The 14,610-nt window shown below is 56.3% G+C and carries 8 protein-coding genes; 3 read left to right on the top strand and 5 right to left on the bottom strand.

From position 1 onward, the window contains the following. Nucleotides 1-13: 13 nt before the first annotated feature. Complete coding sequence (locus IDH41_RS03650) at nucleotides 14-6,019, top strand: RHS repeat-associated core domain-containing protein (RefSeq protein ID WP_190858386.1); 6,006 nt, start codon at nucleotides 14-16, stop codon at nucleotides 6,017-6,019. A 91-nt stretch (nucleotides 6,020-6,110) separates the two neighbouring features. After that, the gene (locus IDH41_RS03645) at nucleotides 6,111-7,931 is read left to right on the top strand and encodes an SgrR family transcriptional regulator (RefSeq protein WP_190858385.1); all 1,821 of its coding nucleotides are present in this window, start codon (nucleotides 6,111-6,113) and stop codon (nucleotides 7,929-7,931) included. Nucleotides 7,932-7,986: 55 nt separating this feature from the next. Here IDH41_RS03645 and IDH41_RS03640 read toward each other — a convergent pair whose 3' ends face one another. Further along, a complete protein-coding gene (locus tag IDH41_RS03640) occupies nucleotides 7,987-9,120 on the bottom strand; it encodes a glycoside hydrolase family 88/105 protein (RefSeq protein ID WP_223829416.1) in 1,134 nt (377 codons plus the stop codon). A gap of 153 nt (nucleotides 9,121-9,273) precedes the next feature. Here IDH41_RS03640 and IDH41_RS03635 point away from each other — a divergent pair, with 153 nt between their 5' ends. Further along, on the top strand, nucleotides 9,274-10,110 hold the full coding sequence (locus IDH41_RS03635; protein WP_190858384.1) for an AraC family transcriptional regulator: 837 nt from the start codon (nucleotides 9,274-9,276) through the stop codon (nucleotides 10,108-10,110). A 380-nt stretch (nucleotides 10,111-10,490) separates the two neighbouring features. Here IDH41_RS03635 and IDH41_RS03630 read toward each other — a convergent pair whose 3' ends face one another. From IDH41_RS03630 to IDH41_RS03615, 4 genes are all read right to left on the bottom strand, one after another. Next, nucleotides 10,491-11,570: a Gfo/Idh/MocA family protein gene (locus IDH41_RS03630; RefSeq protein ID WP_190858383.1), complete on the bottom strand. Its 1,080-nt coding sequence runs from the start codon at nucleotides 11,568-11,570 to the stop codon at nucleotides 10,491-10,493. Nucleotides 11,571-11,590: 20 nt separating this feature from the next. Continuing rightward, nucleotides 11,591-12,541 carry an AraC family transcriptional regulator gene (locus tag IDH41_RS03625; RefSeq protein WP_190858381.1) on the bottom strand — a complete coding sequence of 317 codons (951 nt, stop codon included), beginning with the start codon at nucleotides 12,539-12,541 and terminating at the stop codon, nucleotides 11,591-11,593. A gap of 38 nt (nucleotides 12,542-12,579) precedes the next feature. After that, entirely contained in the window at nucleotides 12,580-13,584 is a 1,005-nt protein-coding gene (locus tag IDH41_RS03620) for a Gfo/Idh/MocA family protein (protein WP_190858379.1), read from the bottom strand. Between the two features lie 150 nt (nucleotides 13,585-13,734). Further along, nucleotides 13,735-14,586, bottom strand: a complete 852-nt coding sequence (locus tag IDH41_RS03615) for an AraC family transcriptional regulator (RefSeq protein WP_190858377.1) — start codon at nucleotides 14,584-14,586, stop codon at nucleotides 13,735-13,737. Nucleotides 14,587-14,610 lie beyond the last annotated feature (24 nt).

The raw sequence follows: 14,610 nt of genomic DNA, 5'->3' as shown, positions 1-14,610 counted from the left end.
AGATGAAATCGAAGTGCTTTACTTTATCAGAAAGTCGCGAAAAATAATAGGGTTAATCGGATTTTCGTTTATCGCCGTGGCGGCGTCGCTTTTCCTATCCGATTTGAATCTCGCGAAAGCCGCCATTCCGGGAGCCGCGGGGGACGGGGTCGTAAGCCCGGTTCTAGGTTCGTACGGGGCCTCCATCCCGATTCAAGTTCCGGATTACTACGATCTGGAGCCCGAATTGAAGCTGACTTACAGCTCAAGCGGCAGCAACGGCTTCGTCGGCGTGGGCTGGAACCTATCGGGAGCGGATTCGTTCTTCGAACGGGTGTCCTCAAGCGGAATCGGCTCGCCCAAGTACGATTCCTCCGACACCTTCGTGCTGGACGGGGCCAAGCTTATCCCGAGCGCGGCGCTCGGAGGAACGCATGTCTCGCAAAACCAAAGCTATTTGCGGATTACCCAGGATGTCGCCAACAACAAATGGTACGTCTGGGAAAAAGACGGGACGAAACGAACCTATACCGCGCTTTACAGCATTCATTCGAATGACGGCGATTTCGCGAATATTTACCGCTGGGCGCTTACGACCGTCGAGGATCCGAACGGCAACAAAGCGACTTACAACTACTGGATGGATCCCGGCCAGAACGGCTATTTGGACAGCATCGCCTACAATGGGTACACGATTAAATTTTGGCGCGAGAGCCGTCCCGACAAGATCAGCTTCGCGAACGGCAAGTCCGTCGGCGCCACGAATTACCGGTTAAAGTCGATTGAAATCAATGCCGGCGGCAGCCACGTAAGCGCCTATAAGCTCACGTATGCGGTCAGCTACAATTCCAAACGCTCCATCTTGAAGTCGGTGCAGCAATACGGAACGGACGTCGCGATCGACGATTCGGGCGCTATTACGGGGGGGACTTCCCTGCCTCCGAACGCGATGAGCTACTATAACCCGACTGGCATAGGCTATTCCCGCGCGAACGAGTGGAACAAATTTATCGGCGGCTGGAACGACAATTTCCGCGATTATTTTGCCGAAGTGAACGGTGACGGCAAGGAAGATTTGATCCGAATCTACCAACGCGACGCGAATAGCGATTTCGCCCAGGTCAAATTATCGGACGGCGCCGGCTATCCGACCGAGCATTGGAATCAGTTCGTCGGCGGCAACGGCGTGAAAATTCCCCACCGCGATTTCTTTGCCGACGTCAACGGCGACGGCAGGTCCGATTTTATCCGCGTCTGGAAAAACGCCAAGGGCACTTCCTCCATCGACGTGAACCTGTCGGACGGCACGGGATTTCCGACCCGGCACTTCAGTCAAGAGGTCGGCGGCTGGAGCGATCACGCCGAGGATTACTTCGTCGACGTGAACGGCGACGGCAAAGCGGATTTCGTGCGCGTATGGCAGAAGGACGCGAACAGCGATTACGTCCAGGTGAATCTATCGAACGGTACCGGCTTTCCGACCCAGAACTGGAATCAGTTCGTCGGCGGCAACGGCACCAAGATTCCCCATCACGATTACTTTGTCGACGTCAATGGCGACGGCAAAGCCGATTTTGTAAGGGTCTGGAAAAACGCGAAGGGCAACTCCTCCATCGATGTCAACTTGTCGGACGGCAAAGGCTTCCCGACCCGGCATTTCAGCCAAGAGGTCGGCGCCTGGAGCGACAAGTATAAGGATAATTTCGCGGACATGAACGGCGACGGCAAGGTCGATTTTGCGCGGATTTGGAACAACGGCACCGATTATTATTGCCAGATCAACCTGTCGAACGGTTTCGGTTATCCGGAACAAAGCTGGAACAAGGCGATCGGCGGCTACAATCCCGACAACAAGTATGTGTTCACGGACGTGAACGGGGATAACAAGGACGATTTGGTCGTCATCTGGAACAATAACGGCGCCGCTTATCTCCAGATCAATTTATTCGACGGAGTCGGGTACCCGGCGCAAGCCTTCAATCAGCATATCGGCGGCTGGAAATCGAACGTCGGCGATTATTTTGCCGATGTGAACGGCGACGGCAAGCCGGACCTGATCCGAATCTACAATTATAACGGCAACAATGTCGACGCCTATGCCCAAATCAACATGGCTGACGGCGGCTCGACGATGCCGGATTTATTAACGTCCATGACGAACGGAACGGGCGGTACGACAACGATCGCCTATACCCCGTCCACGACTTGGCCGAGCCAGCATACTTCCCGCGGCGGTACGTTCCAGACCGTATCCAAAGTGACGGTATCCGACGGCCGCGGAAATACCGGGATTACTTCCTATAGCTACAAAGACGCCAAATTTTCGATCGAGGATCGGGCGTTTATGGGCTTCGCCTATCAGAAGGCCGTCATCAACGATCAAGGCACATACGTCGAAACGAATAACCGGCAATCGGTTCAATCGTTCGGACAAGCGGACTCGATCTATACGAAGGACAGCGCGGGAAATATATTCGGCTACATGACCTACGCCTACGAAGAGGGAGGCGACGGCGTCAAAACGCCGTTCACGAGTCAGGTATCGCAGACTGGCGAATTCGAATGCAACCTTAGCGCCAAATGCCGCGAGACCCGTTCTTCCTTCGCTTACGATGCTTACGGGAACCAGGTTCAGGTCGTGCACGAAGGCGACGTGCGCCAAACCGGCGACGAGTTCGTCAAGGCGGTTGCCTACAACTATAATGACGATGCCTATATCGTCGAAACGGTGCAGTCCGAGGCGATCTACAGCGGAACCGGCGTCGACGAAGCGAATAAAGAAGACGAGACGCTTTATTACTACGATGACGCGGCCAGCGTAAGCACGCCGCCGGTGAGGGGCAATCTGACCCGCTCGGATAGCTGGAACAACGTAACGGGGACGTATGTATCCGCAAGCGGCACGTACGATTCTTACGGGAACAAAACGTCAAGCACCGATGTCCGGGGCTCCACGGAAACGACTGAATTCGATCCCGTCTATCATAAGTATCCGGTTTCGGTTACCAATGCGCTGGGGCATACGACCACGACGGCGTGGGACTATACGCTCGGCGTGCCCGTATCGAAAACGGATGCCGACAACAACACGACCCATATGGGGTATGACGCTTTGGGACGCCAGATCAGCCAGACCGACGCCGAAGGAAACGTAATGAAGTACGAGTATTTGGACACCGGGGATCCGAACCGCCAGCGCGTTCGCAAAACGATGTCGGACGGTAGCCCGGACGGATTATGGACGGAAACCTATTCCGACGGCATCGGCAGAACGTATAAGGAGGTCAAGGAAGGACCTGTCGGCGGCGTCCGTTATACGATGGAAACCGTCTATAACGACACCGACAAATCGCCGCAGAAAACGTCGTTATGGTATGCAACGGGAGAAGCGCCGGTATGGGAAAGGTTTGAATATGACGGCATCGGGCGCCTGACCAAGACGATCCATGCGGACGGTTCCTCTGCTACGGTTGCCTACAAAGTGGATGACGACAGTTTGCCGTATACGTTAACGACGGACGAGATGGGGCATCAAAAGGCGGTATGGGCGGACCATAGCGAAAAAGTGACGCAGGTCGCCGAAAAACACGGTTCAGACCTCTATTTCACCCGTTATTCGTATGACGTCATGGGCAATCGAACCGAGCTCGAAGACGCGAGCGGCAACGTGACGACTCACCGTTATAATTCGCTTAAACAGATGATCTCCACCTCGGACATGGATTTGGGGACCGTCACTTACGCGTATGACAACGGCGGGCTGATGGTAAGCCAAACCGACGCCAACGGACAAACGGTAACGGCTTCATACGACGCGCTCGGGAGGATCAAGACCAAGACCTACGACGGCCAAACGACGACATGGCATTACGATGAAGAAGGGCATGGCGCGAGCATCGGCAACGTCACCAGGGTAGAATACCCGGCCGGCAGCGAATCCTACACCTATAACAATACGGATCAGGTATCCTCGGCAACCCAGACGATCGGCGCGGTATCGAAAACGACAAGCAATAGCTACGATTCCCTGGGCAGGCTGCAAGCCATAACTTACCCGGACGGGGAGGTCGTAATGTACGGCTATTCGGCCGACGGCAGCCTGTACAGCGTAAGCGGCTATGTAGACGCCATGGAATACGGAGCGAACGGCGAGCTTACCAAAATCGCTTACGCCAACGGAACGGAGACCGACTATACGTACGATCCTAACCGGCTTTGGCTGAATACGGCCAACGTTAAAATGGGCGATACGACGCTTTACGCCGCATCTTATACGTACAATGCCCTGCAGCTGGTAACCAGCATGACGCAAGGAACGCCGAATCCGCTGACGACCAACTACACGTACGACGAGCTTGGGCGTCTGACCTCGGTTACCGGCGCGCAGAGCCAATATTTTACCTATGACGCAATCGGCAACATGATGACCAATTCCCGGGTAGGCGCTTATAAGTATGAGGACGGCGCGCACAAGCACGCGGTAACGGAGGCGGGGGAATCCACTTACACCTATGACGCGAGCGGCAACATGCTAACCGGGGACGGCAAGACGTACGCCTGGGATACGATGAACCGGTTGACCTCCGTATCGGACGGCACGTCGACGACCTCCTTTACCTACGCCGACGGCGATAGACGATTGACCAAGACGCAAGGAACGAATGAAACGCTGTATTTCAGCAAATTGACGGAACAGGCGAACGGGAGCGACATCCAGTACTACTATGCCGGGTCCATTCTCGTAGCCAAGAAGGACGCGGCAGAAACCAAGACCTGGTATCATGCCGACCGGCTCGGTTCCATCCGCCTGATGACCAACGAAAGCGGCGCGAACGTAAGAGATTACGATTATTACGCGTTCGGCGAGGTGTCTTCCTCTTCCGGGACGATGACGAACGAACGCGGATTTACCGGACAAATCAAGGACGCCGAGACCGGACTGATGTATTACAACGCCCGCTACTACAACCCGATATTGGCCCGGTTCATCTCGGCCGATACGGCGGTCCAGGAGGAGACGAGCCCGCAAGACCTGAACGCGTATAGCTACGTGGCCAACAATCCGGTCAACAATACCGATCCTACCGGTCATATCCGGGTTTTCGCGGGCATGAAGAGGTATGTGACCTGGTCGAAGATTAACGTTAACAAACGGATTACGGTCAAAATTCCGTATATCATCATCTATCCGACCTTCGTGTTTTATTGGAAGCAGGTATCGACGTCCGTCTCGATCTGGTTTTTCGGCTGGCGAACGATCCGGACAACCTTCTATATCCCCGCGGTGAGAGTGATTTGGCATGTGCGAACCGGATGGTACGTATTCCAGCGAACGATCAGCTTCTCGATCTGGGTGCCGGTCATTCACTTCAGAGCGATATGGAAAGATGTCAAACCTATCCTAAAACGAGCCGTCCAGCATGTCGGCAAAACGATCGACGATGCCCGGAAGGCGGTCGGCAACGCCGCCAAAGCGGCCGGACAAGCGATAGCCACCGCCGCCAAAGCAACCTATAATTGGGCTAAGGATCATAAAAAAGAAATATTGACGGCCGTCGCGATCGTCGGACTGGCGGCGTTCACGGTGGCCACCGGCGGGGTCGGCGCCCTCGTGTCGTGGGGCGCGCTCGCGGGAATGGCGATCGGTGCGGGCACATCGGCCGCATTCGGTATCATGCAGGGCAAGTCCATGAGCCAAATCGCGTACGATACCGTAACAGGCGGGGCGCTCGGCGCCTTTACTTTCGGGGTTGGCGGAGCATTCTCCACCATTGCAACGAAAGCCTATAGTTCGGGCGCGGCTCGTACGGCATTCAAATACGTCGCCGGCGCCAGCTTTAACACCGTCGCCTATACGTCCACGAAATGGGCGGGAGGCAAGAGCCTGAAGGATTCGACGAACGAATCGCTGCAAGGCGCGGCGTTCTCGTCTTCGGCGAAGTTTTACTTCTCGAAGCCGCAGCATGGGCTTTCGGAAACGGGAGAGCGGCTGATGTCGCAGACCGTCAGCGGAATCGCCAAGAAGCAATTCGGACTATAGGCATCCCTCTTTCTCTTTCCCCTTTTAGGCAAACTGCGGTATACTGACCAGTAATCGAGGTTTGCTCGGCAAACAAGCGGGAGGTGCGGGGATGTCCGCCGAAGAAAGGTATTTGGCTTTATACGATCGCTTTCATGCAGGCCATCAGCCGGACGAGGCATACGAGGTCACGCTGGACGAGTTGATGGAAGTATTCTATTGCACGAGACGCAACGTGAAATTCGTTATCCGCAAGCTGGTCGACGAGGGGCTGATCGGTTGGCAGGCGGGTCTTGGGCGCGGCCACCGTTCCCGGCTTGCATTGCTCGTAGAGAAGGAACGGTACTTGTTCGAGCTGGCGGTCCGCCATGCGCGGAGCGGGGAGTACAAATACGCGTTCGAGCTGCTTGAGCGCTATGGAGGGAATACGGCGGCGCGGGAGCGGTTCATGGCATGGCTGAACGACCAATTCGGCTATCATCAGGAAGCGGACGAGCAGACCGACGGTTTCGGCTTGGACACGCTCCGCCTGCCGGTGTATCGACCGATCACGACGCTCGATCCGGCGATGGTCTATTATTGTTTCGATTCGCACATGATCCGGCAGCTGTACGACCGCCTGCTGCGGTTCGACGAAGCAACCGGACGAATCGTGCCCGGCATTGCCCATTATTGGACGAGAAGCGAAGACGGTTTGGTATGGACCTTTCATTTGCGGAAAGGGGTACGGTTTCACCATGGCCGCGAGGTTGACGCGGAGGATGTCGTGTTCACGATCGAACGCCAGCTGAGAGGGCTGCCGAACAGCTGGATGCTCGACGGCGTCGAAAGCGTCGCGGCCGAGGGGCCGCGTATCGTGACCTTTACGCTGAGCAAGCCGAAATCTTTGCTGCCCCGCTTCCTATGCGGGAGCTCGATGTCGATCGTGCCCAAGGATCTCGTGCAGCAGGACGCAGAAGCGTTCGGCAGGCACCCGGTCGGCTCCGGACCGTTCAAGCTTGTCAAATGGGCGGAGGATCACGTGGTCTTGGCCGCGTATACGGATTATTTCGAGAGAAGACCGCATCTGGACACGGTCGAGCTCATTCTTATGCCGGACGATCATCCCGCCGGCTCGCGGCCGAAAGACTGGAAGCAGCTCGTTACCGACCATGAATCCGCCGAGGAGAAGCCGGAGCTGGAATGGCAGACGATCGAGGAAGTGGATCAGGGCTGCACGCTTCTGACGTGGAATATGAAGAAGGAGGGACCGCACCGGCATCGCTCCTTCCGGCAAGCGATCGATCTGCTTGCGGATCGCGGCGGAATGATCCGCGTACTGGGAGGGAACCGGAAATTAGCCGCTTCGGGCTTCCGTTATGAAGCGGCTAATTCTAAACCGCCGGAACAAGCCGTGGATAAGCGGCGCGTGAACAGCCTGCTGGCGGAAGCGGGCTACGCCGGCGAACCGATCACGATCAGCTCCTATTCGATTCATGAGCAGGATGCCCGGTGGATCGTGGATCGCTGCGCCGAATTCGGGATAAGCGTCGAGTTCAGACTGGAGGATTGGCATACGATTCGGGACCCCGAGCTGGTCGCTTCCGTGGACGGGATCCTCTACGGGGTCGTATTCGCCGAAGACGAAGTATGCGAGCTCGAATTGTACGAGCAAGAAGGCAGCTTTATTAAGGAGCATCTGGACCCCGAATTCCGGCAGTGGGTCAGGGGGCGGATCGACGAGGCGATGGCGGCGGAAAACCCGGATGACCGCCGGCGGGTCTTCCTTCGGATCGAGCAGCGGCTGCGGGACGAGTGCAGCGTCCTGTTTCTGCTCCATAAGAAGGTGACGACGCACTTTCACCCGGATGTCAAAGGGGTTAGCATCAACTCGCTCGGTTGGATCGACTTCCAGCACGTATGGCTGGAGAAGCCGCGCGAGCAGATCGGTTAGTTCATTAACGAGGGGAGGGCAGTCGAATCATTCGGCTGCCCTCCCCCTGTTTGTTTTATCGTTGGCCGCTGCGCTTCGCCAGACTCATTTCCACGCACATGAGAATAAAGGCGCCTGCGCCGTGCAGGTCGTTCTCGCTCGTCGGGCGGGCGATATAATGGGCATAGTCGCCGATTCCCGTGCCGATGCAGATTTGGCCGATGACCAGGCGGCCGTTGTCATCGAACCTCAGCGTATCAATGACGCCCTGATAGCCCTTCCAGGCATACTGCAAATACTCGTCGTCCAAATAGCCTAACCGAACGGCCTTGGCAATGGCATGCGCGTATAGGGCGGTACAGGAATTTTCCGGCCAGTTGTCCGGACGGTCGGCCTTGTCGACGACCTGATACCATAAGCCGGAGGCGGCATCCTGGTATTTCGTCAGCGCGACGAGCAGGTCTTGAAGGATAGCGGTCAGCGCCGCTTTATCCTTATGCTCCTCGGGCATGTGTTCGAACATTTCCAGCAGGGCGACGGGATACCAGCCGATCGCGCGGCCCCAGAACTCCGGCGCCAGGCCCGTGACGGGGTCGGCCCAGTCCGCGGTTTTGGTTTCGTCCCACCCGTGGTACAGCAAGCCGGTGCTAGGATCCTTGGTGTGCTTCTCCATCAAGATGGCCTGGTAGGCCAGCAGGTCATAATATTCGGTTTCGCCGAAGGTCTTCGCGAACTGGACCGCAATCGGTCCGGCCATATACAACCCGTCCAGCCACATTTGATTCGGGTAATGCTCCTTATGCCAGAAGCCGCCGGACGGGTTGGTTTTCCACGATTTTAACAGAGGCACCAGATTGTACAGCGCCTTCTTGTACCGCTCGTCCCCCGTTTGCTCATAGAGGTTAAAGAGGAGTACGCCCGGCTGGATGTCATCCAGTTCGTCGGGCTTGTGCTTCTTGATGCTGCCGTCGGCGAGAATCTGGCTGTCCACCCATCGTTTGATGTACTCGAAGTATGCAGGATTCCCGGTTTCCCGCCAGCATTTCTCCATCCCGGACAGAAACACGCCTTGATGATAGTGGAACCGGTCAGGCGGAAGCTGCTCCGGCTCGTATTTGGCCATCAACGCCTCGCACGCTTTCTCGGCCCAACCGATAGGGGGCAATGCCTCTTGCATTTTCGTCCTTGCACCGGACTCTGAATAATTCATCGCATAATTACCTCCCACTTGTACTTAAGCCCATATTAGCACACGAATATGTACATTTTTTGCGGCAAATCGCGAATTCTTCTTATATCTTGCCGGAAACGGGCGGGGGCGTATAAAATAAGGAGACCAATCGATGGGGAGGCGTGCAGCCGGATGGACGATTTGCAATACGATAACGGCGCGGGGACGTTCTCGGTCTCCTATCGGAGGGCGCTAAGCCACCATATGCCGATCAGCCATTTTCACGAAACGTACGAAATTTTCTATTTGATGTCCGGCAAACGGGCGTTTTTCATCAAAGACCGGACGATGTCGATCGGCGAGGGTGACGTCGTCATTATCTCCCCGAATATATTGCATCGGACAACGAACGCGGAGCGGCCCGAATATGAGCGGCTCGTTGTCAACATTCATGAATCCTTCATGGCTGCCTCCAACGATTCGTATATGGACATTTTGCAGCCGCTTATCAAGAAGGAGTACGTCATCGTCAAATGCGCTCCGGACGACCGCCTTTCGATCAAGGCGCTTTCGAGCCGGATTATGCAGGAGGTGCGGGAGAAGAAGCCGGGCTTCGAGATGTATGCGCAGACGTTGGTCCAGCAGCTGCTCCTTATTTGCTGCCGGCATATGAGGCAAAGCAGCATGGAGCCGTTGGAATCGCCAAGCCCGATGCATGAACGAATATCGGAGGTCGTCCGTTATATTAACGGCCATTATATGCAGGAGCTGTCGCTTCAGCTGCTGGCGCGGAAATTTTACGTCAGTCCCTATTATCTGAGCCGTTTTTTTAAAGAGGCGACGGGCTTTACGTTCATCGAATATTTGAACAGCGTCAGGGTCAAGGAGGCGAAGAAGCTTCTGGAGCAATCGTCCATGAAGGCGAGCCTCATTGCCGGGAAGGTCGGCTTCGGCAGCGTGACGCATTTCGGACGGGTGTTCAAGTCGATCACCGGACATGCGCCATTGCATTATAGGAAAAGAAAGTAAGCTCTAGGCGGTGCAGGGGGATCCTGCGCGCCTTTTTAAGCTTGAGTCAACGGTCGCCGTTTAAGCCGATAAAGGTCGCTCGCTGCTGCAGGTCTCTATGCTGGATTTCGTCCACTGTAGGAGATGGTTTTCGTCTGATTGGGGGGCTATAGTGGATTCCATCCAGCGGAGATGGCCACGCATCCCGGTATGAGGCTTCAAACACGTAAAGTTACTGCGAAAATACAGGATAGGCGAAAAATGGGACGCCATGAACGAAAGTTACTGTACGAAATCCAGTATAGGCTCGTCGTTGCTGCGTGATGCGTATTGGTGCCGCAAAAAAGCAAGGCTGTCTCTCCGGTCTCTATGACCTTTGAGACAGCCTTGCTTTCATCGGCTTACAAATATACCGCTTTGCCGGTTTTGGACGATTCGTAGATCGCCTCGAGAATTTGCGAGACGACGTAAGCTTGCTCCGGCGTTACGACAGGCTCGGTGTCCTCGTCGATTGCCTTCAGCCACATTCTCATCTCGAGATCGGCGTCGCTCTCCGTCTTGCCGTCGTAGAACGCTACGCCGCCGGCCTTAAGGTCAACCTCTTTCGTGTAGAGGCGGCTGTGCTGCTCGCCGTTAATGCGCAGGCCGCCCTTCATGTCCGCGCCGCCTTCGGTGCCGGACAGGGTGCATTTCGCTTCGTCGACTTCAAGCGTGTTGAGCGCCCAGCTGGATTCCAGCACGATCGTCGCGCCGTTCTCCATGACGATCATGCCGAACGCGGAATCTTCGACCGTGAACTTCGCAGGGTCCCAAGGGCCCCAAGCGTTGGCCGCGTTCTCGCGCTGCGACAGCTTGTGATACGACGTGCCGAGAACAACCTTCGGCTTGTAGTTGTCGAGCATCCAAAGCGTCAAGTCGAGCGCGTGCGTGCCGATATCGATAAGCGGGCCGCCGCCTTGCTTCTCCTCGTCGAGGAACACGCCCCAAGTCGGTACGGCGCGGCGGCGAATCGCATGCGCTTTCGCGTAGTAAATGTCGCCGAGCTCGCCGGACGCGCAAATTTTCTTCAACTGCTGGCTGTCCGGACGGAAGCGGTTGTTGTAGCCGACCGTAAGCTTCTTGCCGGTGCGGCGCGCCGCTTCCACCATGCGCTTAGCGTCGCTTGCGGTTTTGGCCATCGGCTTCTCGCTCATGACGTGCTTGCCGGCTTCGAGCGCAGCGATCGCGATGTCCGCGTGGGAGTCGTTCGGCGTGCAGACGTGAACGATGTCGATGGAAGCGTCCGTCAGCAGCTCTTTGTAGTTCGTATATACTTTCGCGTCTTCGGAGCCGTACTTGCCGGCAGCTTGCACGGCGCGCTCTTCGACGATATCGCAGAAGGCGACGATCGATACGTTCTTCAGCTTGGATAAGCTCGGCAAATGCTTGCCATTTGCGATTCCGCCGCAGCCTACGACGGCGATGCGATAAATTTTGGACATGTAAAATTCCTCCCCAAAGGTTAGTTCGATAATTGGCGGCGCGCGTTCCTCCGGTATTCGGAAGGGGTGACGCCGAATTTCTTGCGGAATACGGCATGCAGGTAGTTGCCACCGGCAAAGCCCGCAACCTTGGCGATCTTTTCGATCGATTGCTCGCTGTTCTTAAGCTCCCGGCAGACGACGCCAAGCCGGATATCCTCCAGGATGCGGCTGAAGGTTTGCCCGCCGTGAAGCTCCTTGAACAGCCGCTGGATATGGCGAGAGCTTAAATTCAGCTTGTCCGCGACATCCTCCAGCGTGATGAGACCGTCGTAATTCGCATGGATGTACTCCATCGCGAGCCGGTAACGGTACGCCTTCATGTCTCTCGTCGGTAAAAGCTTCTGTTCGTTCGCCGTGTCGTAAGCCCGAACGGCTCTTAGCAAAATTTGCACGACCGCCTGCTTGATCGTCGTATAGCTGCCGACGAAGTTATCGCTGCACGCCTCGTACGCCTCCAGGAAACGGGGCATTGCCTGATGGAGGTCCATCGTGGGAAATTGAGGAAGCGTTCTCAACTTCTCCATGCAATCCCGCGCCTCGGCGGCTTCCCAATCGTCGCGATCCGAGTCGCCGGACGCCTCGTCCCCGTTCTCCGTCCGGTCGATAATATCGACGTGAAGGCAGAGCTCGTCCATCGCTTCATGGGCGTCCGCCTCCTGGTAGTGCATCACTTCCGGTCCCGTCAAATAAAACATGCCGGCTCTGAGCGCATATTCCTGATCGGCGAGGATGACCTTCCCCTTGCCCTGCGGAATGAAATGAAATTCGTACTCCGCATGCTTGTGGAAGCCGACGACCCGTCCCGGAGGAAATTGCGTCAGATGGAAGCGAAGGACGTGAATGTCGTATTGCCCCCATCTGACGCGAAGCTCCAGACGCTCCAGCGCATCCTGACGTTCCCTCATCACCTCATAAGGAAAGTTGATCATGCCGTTTCCTCCTGGGCGCATGGCTTGAAGCTGCGCGATTACCCGTTCAACCCGTCGATGCTCACGGCGCGGTGCTCGCGAGCGGAAAGGTTCGACGCTTCCATCAGCTTCGTCAGATCGACGGCCAGGCTGACGTTCTCGTCGGCGTTCGTGCCGTTCTCGATGTGGCTGACCCACTGGTGGAACGCGCTTTCCCTCGCGCCCGGAATCGGCAGCGGCACCCATTGCTCGGTCCATTCCCCGCCGGCTTTGGACGAACGAAGAAGGAGCTTGCCTTCCGGCGTGCCGTACATTAGCGTGCCTTCCGTGCCGTGAACCTCGATCGTGAAAGGCGAATGATTGTTGACGAAGCCGGCTTCGACGATGCCGATCGCGCCGGACGCCGTGGACAATACCGCAACGGCGTTGTCTTCCACTTCCTTACCGGTTACGTAGCCGAAATGCGCCGATACTTCGGTCGGCATTTCGCCGAGGAACAGCCGGGTCAAATACATCGGATGGCAGCCAAGGTCGATCAACGCGCCGCCGAGGCATTGCTCCAGGCTGTAGAAGTGTTCGGGCAGCCAGTTCGCCGTTGCGCCGTTATGCGACAGGCGAACGCGGACGAGCGTTACTTTGCCGAGCAGGCCCTGCGACAGAATGTCGCGGACGGCAAGCGTATAGCCGTCGTTCAAGCGAGGCAGCGATACCGTTAATTTTACATTATTTTTGGCTACTTCATCCAGTATGACGTTAACTTCCTTCAGCGTCGCCGCAACAACCTTCTCGGTGAAAATATGTTTGCCTGCTCTCGCCGCGGCCACCATAACCTCTTGGTGCATGTTGGTAGGGGCGTCGACGATAACGGCGTCGATATCGCTACGCTGCAGCATTTCGTCCAGATTCGCATGGAACGCAGCGCCAAGCTTCTCCGCCGAAGCTTGTCCGCGCTCCGGAAGCTCGTCCCATACCGCGACGATTTCCGTACCCGGATGCTCCTGCGCCTGCTTCGTATAATCCCATGCGTGAACGTGCCAATAGCTGATTTTTCCAATTCGAATCATCGGTCCATCTCTCCCAGCGCTTTCGTTTAGTAAAGTCGCAAAGTTCTATAAATTCATGACACTATTTATAATCTAACATATTTGTTTTCTTATTCGTTAGTTTAATTTAAGGACGATTATTGTATGAAATTGCGACATCTTACGAAGTGCTTATCCGTATTGCTTCCGATATTCGCGGGGGGACACATGGGTGATTTTTTTGAACGTCTTGCCGAAATGGGAGAAGTTGTCGAACCCGACGGCCGCCGCGACGTCCGTTATGCTGAGATCCGTCTCCCGCAGCAGCCGCTGCGCTTCCTTCACGCGGGTAAGCACGATGTAATCGGAGAAGGTGAAGCCGCTCATCTCCTTGAACATGCGGCTGAGGTAATAGGGACTGATGAAAAATCGTTCCGCGAGCGTCCCGAGCCGAAGCGGCTCTTCATAGTGCGCGTTGATGTAGCGGATCACCTCGGAAATTTTGACATGCATCGGCGTCGCGATATGAAGAGGGGGCTGGCCGTGCTGAATCAAATGCCTGGAGACGGTCAGCAGCAGCTCGATCAGGACGCATCCGGGTACGAGCTCGTAGCCCTCCTGCCGCTGGCCGATCTCCGACACGAGACGCCTGATCGCCTGCTCGGCAGGCATCAAGGCTTGGCTCGGGAGGCGGATGAGGTTGCTCTGCTGCCGGAACGGCGCAAGCAGGAAGTCGGCCCGGTCCCCGGCCAGCCTGGCGAGCACGGCGTCGTCGAAGTGGAGGATGACGCGTTCGTGGGCGGAATCGCCGGCTTGCATCGTTTTGTGCAGCTCGTGCTTGTTAATGAAGATCAGGTCGCCCTGCTCCACGGAGTACGACCGGTCACGGATGAAATAAACGCGCTGGCCGGACAGCATATAGTAAATTTCGTAATAGTCGTGATAGTGGTCCTCGGCCATCGTGAACGGCTCCGATCTTCTGCGGTATTCCACGTACAGGTCGGGCGCCTCGCCGTAGCTGAACGCTTCGGGTTGTTCGTCCATCCGTCGCATGCTCCTTCCTTTAAC

The sequence above is a fragment of the Paenibacillus arenilitoris genome, from assembly GCF_014705655.1.
GTDB lineage: Bacteria > Bacillota > Bacilli > Paenibacillales > Paenibacillaceae > Pristimantibacillus > Pristimantibacillus arenilitoris.
The sequence above is the reverse complement of the archived record's forward strand: the minus strand, read 5'-3'. Positions and strand labels throughout refer to the sequence as shown.

Excerpts from the sequence above, each read along its gene's own strand:
- IDH41_RS03645 (WP_190858385.1), top strand. The coding sequence starts at position 6,111 with ATGTCCGCCGAAGAAAGGTATTTGGCTTTATACGATCGCTTTCATGCA.
- IDH41_RS03640 (WP_223829416.1), bottom strand. The coding sequence starts at position 9,120 with ATGAATTATTCAGAGTCCGGTGCAAGGACGAAAATGCAAGAGGCATTG.
- IDH41_RS03635 (WP_190858384.1), top strand. The coding sequence starts at position 9,274 with ATGGACGATTTGCAATACGATAACGGCGCGGGGACGTTCTCGGTCTCC.
- IDH41_RS03630 (WP_190858383.1), bottom strand. The coding sequence starts at position 11,570 with ATGTCCAAAATTTATCGCATCGCCGTCGTAGGCTGCGGCGGAATCGCA.
- IDH41_RS03625 (WP_190858381.1), bottom strand. The coding sequence starts at position 12,541 with ATGATCAACTTTCCTTATGAGGTGATGAGGGAACGTCAGGATGCGCTG.
- IDH41_RS03620 (WP_190858379.1), bottom strand. The coding sequence starts at position 13,584 with ATGATTCGAATTGGAAAAATCAGCTATTGGCACGTTCACGCATGGGAT.
- IDH41_RS03615 (WP_190858377.1), bottom strand. The coding sequence starts at position 14,586 with ATGGACGAACAACCCGAAGCGTTCAGCTACGGCGAGGCGCCCGACCTG.